This window comes from Corynebacterium sp. KPL3927, assembly GCF_040225835.1.
Lineage (GTDB): Bacteria > Actinomycetota > Actinomycetes > Mycobacteriales > Mycobacteriaceae > Corynebacterium.
The window spans coordinates 1-13,979 of sequence record NZ_JBEHGD010000010.1 but is presented as its reverse complement, the minus strand read 5'-3'; the positions used below and the strand labels follow the sequence as shown (position 1 = coordinate 13,979).

Annotated in this window: 13 protein-coding genes; 8 read left to right on the top strand and 5 right to left on the bottom strand. The window is 60.1% G+C overall.

Going from position 1 to position 13,979, the window contains the following annotated elements:
• The first annotated feature begins 7 nt into the window (after positions 1-7).
• Genes holA through ABRP86_RS06455 form a run of 3 tightly spaced genes read left to right on the top strand, consistent with a single transcriptional unit; the run spans position 8 to position 2,020 of the window.
• Positions 8-976, top strand: a complete 969-nt coding sequence (gene holA, locus ABRP86_RS06465; RefSeq protein ID WP_349863202.1) for a DNA polymerase III subunit delta — start codon at positions 8-10, stop codon at positions 974-976.
• A gap of 10 nt (positions 977-986) precedes the next feature.
• Entirely contained in the window at positions 987-1,376 is a 390-nt protein-coding gene (locus tag ABRP86_RS06460) for an ankyrin repeat domain-containing protein (protein ID WP_349863198.1), read from the top strand.
• Entirely contained in the window at positions 1,373-2,020 is a 648-nt protein-coding gene (locus ABRP86_RS06455; protein WP_239268680.1) for a LysE family translocator, read from the top strand. Before ABRP86_RS06460 ends, ABRP86_RS06455 begins: the two co-directional genes overlap by 4 nt.
• Here the strand turns inward: ABRP86_RS06455 and ABRP86_RS06450 are convergent.
• Positions 2,017-3,378, bottom strand: coding sequence for a type II restriction enzyme (locus tag ABRP86_RS06450; protein ID WP_349852865.1), 1,362 nt, complete (start codon positions 3,376-3,378; stop codon positions 2,017-2,019). The two genes, ABRP86_RS06455 and ABRP86_RS06450, sit on opposite strands and share 4 nt — an antisense overlap.
• The gene (locus tag ABRP86_RS06445; protein ID WP_349863196.1) at positions 3,371-4,213 is read right to left on the bottom strand and encodes a DNA adenine methylase; all 843 of its coding nucleotides are present in this window, start codon (positions 4,211-4,213) and stop codon (positions 3,371-3,373) included. Before ABRP86_RS06445 ends, ABRP86_RS06450 begins: the two co-directional genes overlap by 8 nt.
• Positions 4,214-4,554: 341 nt before the next feature.
• Here ABRP86_RS06445 and ABRP86_RS06440 point away from each other — a divergent pair, with 341 nt between their 5' ends.
• Positions 4,555-5,133: a TetR/AcrR family transcriptional regulator gene (locus tag ABRP86_RS06440; RefSeq protein WP_349852867.1), complete on the top strand. Its 579-nt coding sequence runs from the start codon at positions 4,555-4,557 to the stop codon at positions 5,131-5,133.
• Between the two features lie 97 nt (positions 5,134-5,230).
• Here ABRP86_RS06440 and rpsT read toward each other — a convergent pair whose 3' ends face one another.
• Together rpsT and ABRP86_RS06430 are read right to left on the bottom strand one after the other, a co-directional pair.
• Entirely contained in the window at positions 5,231-5,494 is a 264-nt protein-coding gene (gene rpsT, locus ABRP86_RS06435; protein WP_023023493.1) for a 30S ribosomal protein S20, read from the bottom strand.
• A 221-nt stretch (positions 5,495-5,715) separates the two neighbouring features.
• Complete coding sequence (locus ABRP86_RS06430) at positions 5,716-6,252, bottom strand: type II toxin-antitoxin system PemK/MazF family toxin (RefSeq protein ID WP_349863193.1); 537 nt, start codon at positions 6,250-6,252, stop codon at positions 5,716-5,718.
• An 18-nt stretch (positions 6,253-6,270) separates the two neighbouring features.
• On the opposite strand from ABRP86_RS06430, the gene lepA reads away from it, so the two are divergent.
• The 4 genes from lepA (at position 6,271) to efeB (ending at position 12,621) form a co-directional block, all read left to right on the top strand.
• Positions 6,271-8,121: a translation elongation factor 4 gene (gene lepA, locus ABRP86_RS06425; protein ID WP_349863191.1), complete on the top strand. Its 1,851-nt coding sequence runs from the start codon at positions 6,271-6,273 to the stop codon at positions 8,119-8,121.
• Between the two features lie 250 nt (positions 8,122-8,371).
• Positions 8,372-10,270 carry a phospholipase C gene (locus tag ABRP86_RS06420; RefSeq protein ID WP_349863188.1) on the top strand — a complete coding sequence of 633 codons (1,899 nt, stop codon included), beginning with the start codon at positions 8,372-8,374 and terminating at the stop codon, positions 10,268-10,270.
• A gap of 3 nt (positions 10,271-10,273) precedes the next feature.
• A complete protein-coding gene (locus tag ABRP86_RS06415; protein WP_349863186.1) occupies positions 10,274-11,395 on the top strand; it encodes an EfeM/EfeO family lipoprotein in 1,122 nt (373 codons plus the stop codon).
• Complete coding sequence (gene efeB, locus ABRP86_RS06410; protein ID WP_349863184.1) at positions 11,395-12,621, top strand: iron uptake transporter deferrochelatase/peroxidase subunit; 1,227 nt, start codon at positions 11,395-11,397, stop codon at positions 12,619-12,621. The genes ABRP86_RS06415 and efeB overlap by 1 nt, the downstream gene beginning before the upstream one ends.
• Before the next feature lie 429 nt (positions 12,622-13,050).
• Here efeB and ABRP86_RS06405 read toward each other — a convergent pair whose 3' ends face one another.
• Positions 13,051-13,938 (bottom strand): HNH endonuclease signature motif containing protein, encoded by an 888-nt coding sequence (locus tag ABRP86_RS06405; protein ID WP_349863267.1) that lies wholly within the window; start codon positions 13,936-13,938, stop codon positions 13,051-13,053.
• Between the last annotated feature and the right edge of the window lie 41 nt (positions 13,939-13,979).

Here is a 13,979-nt window from a genome sequence, read left to right as displayed (position 1 = left end):
CGCTAAAATGATGGGCATGCCTCCTGTACACCTCATTCTCGGCGACGATGAATTCCTCACCGAACGCGCCCGCCACACCATCCACAAGGCCGCGGCCGAAGGCGAGGCCACCCGCCCCGAATTGATGACGCTCAAGGCCTCCGAGGTATCCGAGGGCGAAATCTTAGAGGCCACCAGCCCGTCGCTGTTTGGCGATAACCGCGTCATCGTCATCACGGATTGCGAACGCGCCGGGAAAGAAGTAGTCGATATCATCCTGCGCGCCTGCGCCAATCCCGCGCCGGGCATGACCATGGTGGTGGTCTATTCCGTGGCCGCGAAGACGCTGAAGAAAAAGAAGAAGGCGCCCGAGCTGGTGGCGAAGCTGCGCAAGATTGCAGAGGTGCACGAGGTCTTTTCGCTTTACCCCAATGAGCTGGGCCAGTGGGCCACCCGCGAGTTCGCCTCCCACGGCGTGCGCCCCACCCCGGATGTCGTGCACGCTGTACTCGACGGCGTCGGTTCCGACCTCCGCGAGCTTGCCTCCGCCATCTCCCAGCTCGTAGCCGATACGGGCGGCAACGTCACGCAGGAAGCGGTGCGCAATTACTACGTTGGCGTGGCCGAGGTAGCTAACTGGGACATTGCCGATGCCGCCGTCGCCGGCCGCGTCGAGGCCGCCGTCTCCACCTGCCGTCGTGCCCTTCAGCTCGGTGCTAGCCCCGTGGCCATCGCCGCGGCCTTGGCCAATAAGGTTGGCGCCGTCGCGCGCCTGTATTCCACCCGCGGGGACCATTACGCACTTGCCAGGCAAACCGGGCTTGCCCCGTATGTGGTGAAAATGACCCAGTCGGTGGCTAGGCGCTGGACCGCCGATGACATCACCGCCGCCGTCATCCTCGTTTCCGAACTGGACGCCGCCGTTAAAGGCCAAGGTGGTGAGCCCGAATTCGCCGTTGAGGCGGCCGTAAAACGAATCGCAGAATTGGCACGTTAAGCTAGAGACCATGTCTGAGGAACAAGTGCAAGAATTCGCTGGTCGGCTCTTTGACATGGCGCGGGAGGGAAACCTGGATCTCCTGAGCTACATTGACCAAGGCGTCAATATCAATCTGGCCAACCAAGAAGGCCAGTCTTTTCTCATGCTTGCCGCCTATCACGGCCACGCTGATCTCGTCACAGCGCTGGCAGGTGCCGGGGCCGACGTGAACTTGCCCAATGATCGCGGCCAATCGCCCCTGGCAGGGGCGATATTCAAAAAAGAAGACGCGGTTATCGATGCCCTCCTCAACGCCGGCGCTTCCGCTACCGCCGGTCAGCCAACCGCCATTGATTCGGCCCGCATGTTTGGCCGCGAGGACCTCCTCGGCCGCTTGGAAGGCGAGTCCGCGCAGTGAGCTGGACTTCCTTTTTTACCATTCTCCTGATGAACCTGGTGGGCGTGGCCTCGCCAGGCCCGGATATCATCCTGGTCACCCGCTATGCCACCAAGTCGCGCCGCCATGCCATCGCCGCGGCCGCGGGCATTCAAATCGGCGTGTTGTTCTGGTGCGGTGCCACAGTCTTTGGCGCGGCCGCCCTCCTGACCGCCTTTCCCGGGATTTTGGGCGCCGTCCAGGCCATCGGCGGCAGCTTCCTCGTCTTCATGGGATGGCGGGCGCTGCGCAGCGGCCTCGAACAGCGCACCAACCCGCCCGTTGATTTGGAGGACGCCGAGGCCAAGTTGGGACGGCTGCGCCACTCCTTCAAGATGGGGCTGGCAACGAACCTGTCGAACCCGAAGATCGTGCTCTTCCTCGCCGCCATGATCGCCCCGCAGCTGCCGGCATCCCCACCGTTGTGGCTGGCCATCGCGCTGACCCTGGCCCTAGCGCTATCGGCCTTCGCCTTCTTCCTCGTGGTGGCCACGGTGATTTCCACGAATGCGGTGCGCCGAAAGCTCATCGCCGCGGGCCCGTGGATCGATATCGGATCGGGCTTGTTCTTCATCATCGCCGGCCTCGCGCTCGTCGTCGCCGGCGTGCAGCAGCTCGTGGCTTAAAGCCCGGGCAGGGTTTCAGATTCGCCCTCTGCCACCACATCCAGCGCCCACTGGATCCACCGCGCCACCGTCGAGGCCCGCCGCCTCGCCGTGCCAGCGCCCAGGCCGAGTCCTTCTATCGACGCCGCGATCTCGTGAGTCTCGGCCACCTTCCCGCGCCCCAGGCTTATCTCCAGTGCCTGCCGGAAAACCCGCCGCGCCGCCAACGCGCGCAGCAGGGCAGCATTGCGCCCATCGCGCCGCGGCTGTGCGACGGCCTTTTCGCCGCGAGGGGTGAGCTGATAGTGGCCATCGGCAAGCGCCAGCAGCCCGAGGTAGCAGGCCGCATTGGCGTAATAGTCCGCCTGGCGCAGATGGAAATCGTACTGCTCGGCGATGTCCTCCTTGCTCATCGGCTGCTGCGCAATGAGCTCCACCAGGTTGACCACGCGCTCGAAGCTATTGGCCTGTGGGAAGGGAATCCCTGCCGGCTCCGGCTCAGCATCGACGGAGCCAATAATGCCCAGCGCATCATCCACGCTGAGGTGCGAAGCGCTCAGGGCGTAGCGGGCGTGGTCTACCAGCGCGATGCTGCGAAAATCCGCGGGATCGCTGAAATCGTACCGATACAGGTGGAAAATCCCATTCGAGTAGACCAAAAACACGGGCACCACGGCTTTAGTTAGCCGCTGCTGGAAGCGCCGGTACGGAAAATACAATTGCCGGATATTGAAGTCTTCGGAGATGTGGTTTTTCGCCTCCACCAGCACCAAATGCTCGAGCGATTCGAAGCCGCCGTCGATTTCCATCTGCGCGCGCTCGACCTTGACTTCCAGCCCCAGATCCGGCACCGGAATCGTCATTTCCAGCGACGACATGCGCCCGGCGACGGTGGCCTGCAATGGTTCGCATCTCAAAAAGTGCTCAAGCATGCCGCTTGCCGATGCCACATTCAACGCCATCGATTCCGAGTTCACGCTTTCGATATCGAGGGTGTCAAGGCCCGCTGGCATGTCCAACGTGCGCACAGAACCTGGCCCGGCGTGGGTGGGGTCCGGGAACCGTTCGTACAGGTCCAACGGCCCGACGAAGTATTCGCTGCGGCTAACCGGAAGAATCCCCAGGCCCAGTTCCTTGAAAATCCACGGTCGAGAGGTAGAAAAATCGTGCTTGGCCATCAGCCGCGGTTCCCGGCCGGAAAGCTCCTTTAGCTCTTTGGCCGTTAGGTAGAAGTATCCGTTTTCTTCTAGCTCCTCGCCACACCCCGAGGCCATGATGCGCAGCCATCCCCAATCATCGAGGCCAAGCTTTTCGCCTTCTGGGACATCAAAAAGCGCGCGAAGTTCCCGCTGCTCTTGTGCGCCCGGTACTTTACTCATCGCCCACCTCGTAGTTGCGCACGAGCACTTCATCTACCTTGCCGCGGCGCGAACCCACGGAGTTGATGGCGCGGGTAGCCGCAACGGTGTCGATGGAAAAATCCGCGTAGAGGTCGCGGATGAACTCCGTGGCGGAATTAGAGAGGAGGAACTTCACCCCGCGGGCATCGAGGTCATCGCACACCGCCTTCAAGCGCTCTTGTTCCGCGCGGTCAAAACCGCCCTTTTGATAACCGGTAAAGGAACTGGTGACGTTGACCGGGTCATAAGGCGGATCGAAATAGACAAAGTCTCCTTCACTGGCACCTGCCACCGCCGCAGCGAAATCACCCTGCGTGAAGGTAACGTCATTGTCCCGAAAATACTGGTGGACCCCGCGCAGCGTTTCTGCATCACAAATTGTGGGGTTCTTATAACGGCCAAAAGGCGCATTGAATTGCCCCGCGGAATTTACCCGGTACAGGCCGTTATAGCAGGTCTTATTCAGATACAGCGTCCGCGCGGCGCGCTCTGTAGCAGATAGCGCCGCGAACCGTTCTGCATCGCGGTCTACCGCGCGCAGCTGGTAGAAAAAGTCCGCGTCGTTCGGATACGTCGATACCAGGTTGATGAGCTCGTCGACGCCTTCGCGCACTACCTCATATAAATTAATCAGCTCCGAGTTGAGGTCATTGACCCGCGCTGAGGACGGGGTGAGCGAAAATAAAACCGCGCCACCGCCGATGAAGGGTTCATAATAACGCCGCGGGGCCCCAGCGGGCAGGGCGGCGTGAATATGCGGCAAGAGCTGGCGTTTCCCGCCGGCCCATTTCACCAGAGGTTTGACGTTGTTCATTGGTCACTTATCTTAGCCGCCCCCGGCGACACGAACACCATCACCCTTTCGAACGTATAAGCCCATAAACTGGTTGCTACAGCGTAAAATGTCCCGGCGATCAAGCGTCTGCTTCAGTAGCTGTCTTAGCGTTTGAGTAGGCGCCTGCTTTGCCGGCGTGGGCTGGGAACGTCGCGTTGACATGCTGTAACTTCGGCGATTTAAGACGGTTAGGCAAGCCTACCAGGGTCGGTTTTTCGTGGTGGGCAGAAAGACTATAAGGTGAAGAAAAATACCATATTTATGGGGTTGAATAGTTGGGTTTCCACGGGTTGAATATCGTGAGGAAGAGGGGAGAGAGTATGCCGCGCATTTCAGAGATCCGCGTCGCAGCACTGCGGCTCGTCATTGACCACGGGTATGACGGGTTCACCATGGAAGAGCTTGCGCACCACGTGGGGATATCGCGGCGTACCCTTTTTAACTACGTCAAAGATAAGGAGTCAGCGGTACTCGGCCCGGAAGTTTCGGAAAAGTTCGACCAGCAATTGCAAAACTTCGCCGCTGGCCTGCCCAGCGGTAGCCTGCGGGAGGATTCTGCAATCATGGCGAACGCGGAATTTGAGCATGCAGTGGGCAACGAATATTTCCCGGAGATTTCCCAATTGACCGCCCAAGCGCTCTCCCAGGATGGGAAATTACTGTCCATGTATTGGCGCCGAAACGAGCGCGTCATGATGCACATCCGCCGGGCATTGCAGGCGCGTGAAGGATGGAAGGCCTCGGATCCTCGGCTCATCCCGGCGGTCAATATCATCCACACGCAGTTTCAAACCGCTATCCAGACTTTTGTGGAATCCCATGGCCGCACATCATTGTCGGTGGCCTATGCAGATGCAGGCAAGATCTTCGAGGCCTACTTTGCCGATGAACTAGCCTAGGTCCATCTGCCGCAACAAAACCGGCGCAATAAAAATCCCCCGAACAAGTCGCTGCATGAAGCGGTGCTTTGTTCGGGGGAGACAAGAAGGCTAGTTACTAGTCCATCTTGTTGAAGGCGGTGGCCAAACCGGACTTCTTGTTGGCAGCAGCGTTGCGGTGGAAGACGCCTTTGGAAACGGACTTATCCAGCGCACGAGAAGCAACGCGCAGCTGCTTTTCAGCTGCAGCCTTGTCACCAGTCTCTACGGCTGCGTGGAACTTGCGGATCTCGGTGCGAACCGCGGAACGCACGCTCTTGTTGCGCTGACGAGACTTCTCGTTGGTCAGAACGCGCTTCTGCTTGGACTTGATATTAGCCATGAAAATACCTCTTGATAATCGAAGGTGATTGATTCAGAAACAAACCCGCCGGACGTGTCCCGCGATCCCCACTAAGCGTGGAGAAGCGCTCGGCGTTGGTATTCGAAGAGCGAACCCAAGGTCCTGCCCGCCCCGACCAACGCGCCCGGAAAGTAAGTAACTTGCAAATAATAGCAGCACAACCCCGCGTCAGCCAAGTCCGCGGCTGCCACACCGCCGAACTACGCCCAGTGGTAGCGCGAGCGCAAGCGGTTGGCAATCCGTTCGAACCTGCGTTCTGGAAAAAGGATACCCTGGCGGCGCACCTGTTCCTCGGAGACCTCCAATAAACGGTCCAAGCGCACCCAACAGTTGCGCCCAGAGGCGTCCCACTCGCCGCAGCCGATTTCAAGCCAGGCATCGTCAAGCGCATGCTCCGGGTTGGCGGAAATGAGCAGGCCCGTCACCGTGGTGCGGGTGCGCCCGACCACCAAGATGGCGCGCTCGCGGGGAGGGGCTTGCTTGCCCTCTGAAGGCGTCCACACCCACACCACCTCGCCGGAATCGGCCTGGCCATCCATATCGGGGGAGAAGAAGATGGAACGGGGGTGCGCCGCGGTGGCCTCGACCTGGATGGAGGCGGCCTTGCGCGGTTCGTGGCTGTGGGTGGACCTATCCAGCCCTAACTGGGAGTTGATGCGGTTGAGGCCGGAGTCCACGGGCTCGCGCTCGCTGATTCCGAGCGCCTCGCGCAGACGGGTGAGCATGCCGGAATTCATGTCGACTATTGTAGACGTATGTCTGAAAACTTTGCGGCCACGACGTTTACGGATCCCGCCCGGATCCGTAACTTCTGCATTATTGCTCACATCGACCACGGAAAGTCGACGCTGGCAGACCGCATCCTGCAACTATCTAAGGTGGTTGCGGAGCGCGATATGCGTGACCAGTTCCTCGATAATATGGATATCGAGCGCGAACGCGGCATTACTATTAAGGCGCAGAACGTGCGCCTGCCGTGGGTGCCGCAATCGGGGGCATCGGCAGGCGAGCAGATCGTCATGCAGATGATCGATACGCCCGGCCACGTGGACTTTACCTACGAGGTCTCCCGCGCGCTCGAGGCGTGTGAGGGAGCCATCCTGCTTGTCGATGCCGCCCAGGGCATCGAAGCCCAAACCCTCGCCAACCTGTACCTGGCGATGGAAAATGACCTGGAAATCATCCCGGTGCTCAATAAAATCGACCTGCCCGCGGCGGACCCGGATAAGTATGCGCTGGAAATCGCCAATATCATCGGCTGCGAGCCCGAGGAGGTGCTGAAGGTATCGGGCAAGACCGGCGAAGGCGTGGTTGAGCTGCTCGATAAGGTCTGCGAATTGGTGCCGCCGCCGTCCTCGGAGTACGAGCCCGATGCGCCCGCACGCGCGATGATTTTTGACTCCGTCTATGACACCTACCGCGGCGTGGTGACCTATATCCGCATGGTGGACGGCAAGCTCACCCCGCGTCAGAAGGTGACGATGATGTCCACCAATGCCAACCACGAGCTGCTGGAAATCGGCATCGTCTCTCCCACGATGCAAAAGTGCGAGGGCCTGGGTCCCGGCGAGGTGGGTTACCTCATTACCGGCGTGAAGGACGTGCGCGAGACCAAGGTGGGTGATACCGTCACCTGGTCCCACGGCGGCGCCGAGACCCCGCTGCAGGGGTACAAGGACCCTGACCCGATGGTTTATTCCGGGCTTTTCCCCATCTCCCAAGCCGATTTCCCCGACCTGCGCGATGCGTTGGAAAAGCTGCAGCTTAACGATGCCTCCTTGACCTTCGAGCCCGAGACCTCCGTCGCCCTCGGCTTCGGCTTCCGCTGCGGTTTCTTGGGCCTGCTGCACATGGAGATCACCCGCGACCGCCTGGAGCGCGAGTTCGGACTCGACCTGATTTCTACCGCTCCGTCCGTGACCTACCGCGTGGTGGCAGAAGACGGCGAGGAAAGCTGGGTTCACAACCCTTCAGATTGGCCGGAGGGCAAGCTCAACGAGGTCTACGAGCCCATTGTCTCCATGACCGTCATCGTGCCCGAGCAGTTCGTCGGCCCGACGATGGAGCTATGCCAATCCAAGCGCGGCCAGATGGGTGGGATGGATTATCTGTCCGAAGACCGCGTGGAGCTGCGCTACACCATGCCTTTGGGCGAAATCATCTTTGACTTCTTCGACATGTTGAAATCCCGTACCAAGGGCTATGCTTCGCTCAACTATGAGGAGGCCGGTGAGCAGCAGTCCGACCTCGTAAAGGTGGATATCCTCCTTAACGGCGACCCGGTCGATGCCTTCTCCGCCATCATCCACCGCGATTCGGCCCAGTGGTACGGCAATAAGATGACCAAGAAGCTCAAGGAGCTCATCCCGCGCCAGCAATTCGAGGTCCCCGTCCAGGCGGCCATTGGTACCAAGGTCATCGCCCGCGAAAACATCCGCGCTATGCGCAAGGACGTGCTGGCCAAGTGCTACGGCGGCGATATCTCGCGTAAGCGCAAGCTGCTGGAAAAGCAGAAAGCGGGTAAAAAGCGCATGAAGACCTTGGGCTCTGTGTCGGTACCGCAGGAGGCCTTCGTGGCGGCGCTGTCGACGGACGCGGACGACTAGGCACTGGAAAGCGCAGCGTAATAGTACCTTAATTTTCAGTTAACAATCTCCGCGGCGTCGGCCGCCTAAAAGCGAGGTTGAACTGCACCTATAGGGCATTCCTGAGACTGGGAATGCCCATTTTGAGTGTTTGCGGTTTATGGTTTCGCGGCGTTTAATTTCGATTCGAAAGCGACCGATGACTCTTCGGCGAGCCACAGCCACTTTCTCCCTCTTTGTTTCACTCGTTTAACTTAAGGCGGAAAATAAGATGAAGCTTCGCTCTCGCGCTGTGGCAGTGTGCGCCGCAGCCGCTGCCACAACTTTCTTGGCCCCCGGTATCGCACAGGCCGAAACCAAGACCCCTATCGATCACGTCGTGGTCATTTACTCCGAAAACATTTCCTTCGACCACTACTTCGGTACCTATCCGAATGCGCTCAATGACGAGACCGAAAAGCTGCAGGGAAGCGAGAAACCTGCCCCTAAGTTCACCGCCAAGGCCAACACCCCTAAAGCGGATAATCTCGAAAACAGCGGCAAGCTGAAGGACAATCCGAATTCCATCAATCCTTTTCGCATCTCGCCTGAACACTCCGTGACCACGGACCAGAACCACCACTACGCCGATGAGCAGGAAGCCTACAACGGCGGCAAGATGGACAAGTTCCCGGAGACGGTGTCCACGGACATCGATAAGAGCAATGAGGGTGCCTACGCCACCCCGGGCATGACCATGGGATACTACGACGGCAATACCGTGACCGGTATGTGGAACTACGCGCAGAACTTCGCGCTGAATGACAACAGCTTCTCCACCATCTTCGGTCCCTCCACCCCGGGCGCGCTGAACCTGATTTCCGGCACCGTCGCCGATGCCACCATGCACGACCCAGCCACGGGCGACCAGCAGAAAATCGAAGATGGCAAGAACCACGCCCTGGCCGGCGTATCCGAGGACGGGTCTAACGCCACCGTGGTGGGCGACCCAGACCCGCTTTTCGATGACTGCTCCAATAAGTCCTCCGCCGGTACCAACCAAGTCACCGCGATGCACTCCAAGAACATTGGTGACCAGCTCAACGATAAGGACGTGACCTGGGGTTGGTTCCAGGGCGGATTCCGCCCCACCGATAAGGCAACCAAGGACTCCCGCGCCCGCTGCGGTTCTTCGCACACCACGCTGACCGGCCAGAATCAGACCGACTACAACCCGCACCACGAGCCGTTCCAGTACTATGCGTCTACCGCCAACCCGCACCACTTGGCCCCGTCCAGCGATGACATGATTGGCAAGACCGACCAGGCAAACCACCAGTACGATCTCGCGGACTTCGATACCGCCATCGAGCAGGGCAACCTGCCCTCCGTGTCCTTCCTCAAGGCCGCTAACTACCAAGATGGCCACGCCGGCTACTCCAACCCGCTGGATGAGCAGGCGTTTATCACCCACTACATCAATGAGCTGCAAAACTCCCCGGAGTGGGATTCCACCGCAGTCGTCATCGCCTACGACGATTCCGATGGTTGGTACGACCACAAGGCGCCGGAAATCCTCAACGGCTCCACCGACCCGCACCAGGACAAGGAAATTTGCACCGCCGCTGCTGCAAAGGTAGGCATCAAGGGCGATAAGAACGGCCAGTGTGGCCCCGGCACCCGCCAGCCGCTCTTGGTTGTGTCGCCTTATGCCAAGACCAACCACATCGATTCCACCTATACCGAGCAGACCTCGGTGACCAAGTTCATCCAGGACAACTGGGGCCTTGGCCGCTTGGGCGGGGATGCCTTCGATGACCGCGCAGGTGCGCTCACCGGCATGTTCGACTTTGGGGCTGCAGATAAGGCTCCGAAGCTCTTCCTCAATGAAACCGATGGCACTGTCGCAGAGGATTATGACTCCGTAGAGCGCGTGGATGACACCTCACGCGCTGGCACCAATCTGAAGCCGGTTGTCGATGGCATGAATGACACCAAGGTCACCGAGCAGGGCGTTCCCGCCGTGACCACGCTGGATAAGGCCCAGCAGCCGGATACCAACCACGCCGCATCCAGTTCCACCAAGGTGGGCATCATCGGCATCCTCGCCGCATTGGGCATAGCCGCTGGCATCATCGGCTGGGTCATGAGTGGTCACCCCGGCCTGGATTTGAAGAACCTGCCTTTCTAATTTATGAAGATTTCCCGTTTCGCCACCGCATTCGCGCTCGCAGTTGGGCTTTCCATCTCGCAAACGGGTGCCCAGGCGATGCTCAGCGGGCAGGGCAGCGAGCAACCCCCGCGCGAGCTCGCCGTGCGCGATGTGTATTCCTGCCCGGCGCCTGAGGACGTGCAGGGCGAGGCGAAATGGAAGATCAATAACACCACCGGGCTTGCCCTCACGGTCTATGTTTCAGATGACAAGGGCAATGCCTACCAGGTCCTCGAGCGCATCGGTACCCCCGCCATCCGCGAGTGGAACCCCCAGCTGGAGGACGGAACCTACCACCTGACCTGTGTATTTCACAACGATTCCGCGGTAGAGTCGGATGATTTCACGGTGGCGGGCTCCACCGTGGCTGATGCTCCCAAGATGGTTCCCATTACGGACCACGAGGTCGCCGCGGTATCCATCAAGCAGGCAGAAAACCAGAAAAAGCGCGTGCCGGAGCTGCAAAAGCGCGCCCATGCGCTTGCCGATGCCACTTCTTCCTCCCGCCCCGCCGCCCAAGCCGCCTACCTGGACTACCTGGAGTATTACCGCTCCTTCGACGATTCCAGCGCGGAGTGGCCGGGCCCGGATTTGGAGGCCTACGAAGGCATCGAGCGCATCCTGTGGTCCAACCGTCCACCCAGCGATGCCGCCCTGCCCGCCACCGCGCTTGCCGATGCCACCGACAAAACCGCCCACGCCCTCGATACCGCCCATTTTGCTATCCCCGCCCCGGATTATGGGCTGCGCGCGCATGAGGTGATGGAGGAATTCGAGCGCTTTGACCTGCGCGGCGAGCGCGATTTCGGCGCCCATGCCCTGCCTACCGCCCTGCGCGGAATCATTACGTCGACCCGAATGACACTGGATCCCGTGCGCTCTTTGGTCGAGGATCGCGGTTTAGACACCGCGCCCATCTACCATCAGCTCGCGGATTTGGACACCCTTGCTGAGGAATTCGAGGATAAATACGGTGGTGCGTCTAGCGCGGCTTTTGCGGACTGGACGCAGGAGGACCGCTTGCACTTACAGGCGGGCGTCGCCAAGGCGAATGAGCTGCTCGCCCCAGTTGCCACCATGACCGTTATCCGGAGGATGAACTAGTGCCGTGCCCGTTTAACTTTTCCCGCCGCTCCTTTTTGTCTGGCCTCGCCGCCTCCGCGGCCGTCGGCGCAGCCCCGGGAGCAGGAGCTGAGTCCCCCTCGCTTCCGCTGGAATCCACCGACTCACTGGATCGCCCGGGCGCGCTGGATTTTCACGGCGAACACCAGCAAGGCATTATCAATCCCCCACAGAAATACTCGGAAATAGTGGCGCTGGACGTGCAGGTTAAAACAAAAACCCGTTTGGACAAGCTCCTGCGCACGCTAAGTGAAAGGGCGCGCATCTTAACCGCAGGTGGCACGCCCGCGCCCGATGGCATTGCCTATCCGGCGATGGATTCGGGCGAGTTGGGCCCAGAGCTGCCGGCCGATCACTTATCCATCACCCTCGCGGTGGGCGATTCGCTTTTCGATGACCGCTTCGGCCTTGCCGCCCACAAGCCCGCACATTTGAGCGCGATGGAATCGTTTGCCGATGACACCCTGCAAGAAGAAATGTGCCACGGTGACTTAGCCTTGCAGATTTGCGCCGATGAACGCGATACCGTCCTCCACGCGCTGCGCGATATATTGCGCCATACCCGCGGCGATGTGGCGGTGCGCTGGCGGCAAAATGGTTATATGAATTCTCCGCGGCCATCGGGCACGCAGCGCAATCATTTGGGGTTTAAGGATGGCATCGTCAATCCTGGCCCCGATGACTACGATTCGCTCGTGTGGGCCGGTTCGGATGAGCCTGCCTGGGCCGCGGGCGGTAGCTATATGGCGGTGCGGCTTATTGCCATGTACACCGAGTTTTGGGATCGCATTTCCATTGCCGAGCAGGAGCAAATCTTCGGCCGCGACCGCGCAACGGGCGGCCCGCTATCGGGCGGCGACGAGCACGCCGAACCGGATTACCTCGACGATGCTACCGGCGATGTCATTCCCACCGATGCCCACATCCGCCTGGCTAATCCTCGCACCCCAGAAACCGCTGACCAACTTATGCTGCGCCGCGCTTATAACTACGACAACGGCGTGCGCGATAACGGCACCCTAGACGTGGGACTGGTGTTTATTTCCTTCCAGCAGGACTTGGAAAGACAGTTCATCACGGTGCAAAAACGCCTCGAAGGCGAACCGCTGGCTGACTATATCCGCCCCTACGGCGGCGGCTACTTCTTCGCGCTTCCCGGCATCGCCGATGAATCCGATTATTTCGGCCGCAGCCTCCTTGAAGCCTAAAACCTCCTACCCAGCTAACCACTGGTCGCTCGCGAACTTTTACCACCGCGCCAAGGTCGTGACTTAGCACCCAGCGATGGAGGCACACCACAACGCACCGTCGGCACAGGGTTTCCCGGTGCACCGTTTTCCCGGCACAAAGTTCCCAGGGCACCTAGATCCCACGGCGCCCGGATCCCAGGGTGCCCTGTCTCATGGCACACCCTTCCCACCGCGCACGAGCCTTACGGCGCACGGGTTTCAAAGCACACTGTTCCCCCGGCGCACGGGCCTTGGGGTAGAAGGCTTATGGCACGCCAAACCGGCAACCGCTAAACCAGCGGTTGCTATCGGCGGCAATAAGAAGAGCAACGGCAGGAAAGGCGCCACTTACTTAGGAACCCCAGAACTGTTCGGGCCCGGCTCAATCGCATCAAGTAAAGGCGGCACCTAGCTGGGTGGCGAGGCCCAGGGTGGTAGCCACTCGATGCGACCGCGATGGCGATGCAGGCGGCCGCGCACCGGTGGGGCGTGCGGGTCGTCGTCGTTGACGCCGTTGTGATAGGGGCAAGCAATGGTCAGGTTGTCCATATTCGTCTCGCCGCCGTGCTTCCACGCCTGGAGATGGTGGACCTGGCATTTATCTGCCGGATAATTGCACTCCGCCCACGGGCAGGAGGGGTTTTCGGCGGCGGCCATCAGCCGCTGCTTTTCGGAAGCGAACCGGGAGGTCCTATAGAGGTTGACTGGGCCCTCAAAAGGATGGATGAGGGTGATAAGGCCGACCTCGGCAAGCTTTTTCTCCACCAACTTGGCCCCGGAAATTTCGGCACCATTGGTCATCTGCAGCGTGACCTCTTCGCCGCCACCATTTAAGATCTTATCCAGCTCATCGAGGTGGATAACGATATTGGTGCTAGCCACCGGGCGCGTGGCACCACCGCGAAAGAAAATGCGATCGATGGCCTCGAGCGGGGAATCCTCCCCAATGGTGGAATGCAGGTCGGCGATGAAATCGGAATCACCGGTAATCGACAGCGTGGAGGGCCCACCCTTGCGCCGGGTCATGCGCACCCCGCGCTGGGGCTGACGGGGAGGATACATCTCCTTGAGACGGGTGCGCGCTAGCTTGTCGATGTCCCCCGAAGTCCCACACAACTCTGCCCGCAACGCCCACGCATCCCGCTTCGTCTTGGTGCGGGAGACGTATTTTTCAATCAACTTGAGCGTAGTTAAGCAGTGCTTCGTCGCCCGGCACGTGCGCTGGCGGCGGGTAAAGGAGGTGGGACCGAAGTAGGCATCGGTTGCGTCCTTTAGTGTGGTGTAACGCTTGCTGATGGTGAGCCCCGGAAATAGTGGGGCGGTCACCGTCAGTTAAC

Coding starts and splice junctions, on each gene's coding strand:
- holA (WP_349863202.1), top strand. CDS start 8: ATGATGGGCATGCCTCCTGTACACCTCATTCTCGGCGACGATGAATTC.
- ABRP86_RS06460 (WP_349863198.1), top strand. CDS start 987: ATGTCTGAGGAACAAGTGCAAGAATTCGCTGGTCGGCTCTTTGACATG.
- ABRP86_RS06450 (WP_349852865.1), bottom strand. CDS start 3,378: ATGAGTAAAGTACCGGGCGCACAAGAGCAGCGGGAACTTCGCGCGCTT.
- ABRP86_RS06445 (WP_349863196.1), bottom strand. CDS start 4,213: ATGAACAACGTCAAACCTCTGGTGAAATGGGCCGGCGGGAAACGCCAG.
- ABRP86_RS06440 (WP_349852867.1), top strand. CDS start 4,555: ATGCCGCGCATTTCAGAGATCCGCGTCGCAGCACTGCGGCTCGTCATT.
- rpsT (WP_023023493.1), bottom strand. CDS start 5,494: ATGGCTAATATCAAGTCCAAGCAGAAGCGCGTTCTGACCAACGAGAAG.
- ABRP86_RS06430 (WP_349863193.1), bottom strand. CDS start 6,252: ATGAATTCCGGCATGCTCACCCGTCTGCGCGAGGCGCTCGGAATCAGC.
- lepA (WP_349863191.1), top strand. CDS start 6,271: ATGTCTGAAAACTTTGCGGCCACGACGTTTACGGATCCCGCCCGGATC.
- ABRP86_RS06420 (WP_349863188.1), top strand. CDS start 8,372: ATGAAGCTTCGCTCTCGCGCTGTGGCAGTGTGCGCCGCAGCCGCTGCC.
- ABRP86_RS06415 (WP_349863186.1), top strand. CDS start 10,274: ATGAAGATTTCCCGTTTCGCCACCGCATTCGCGCTCGCAGTTGGGCTT.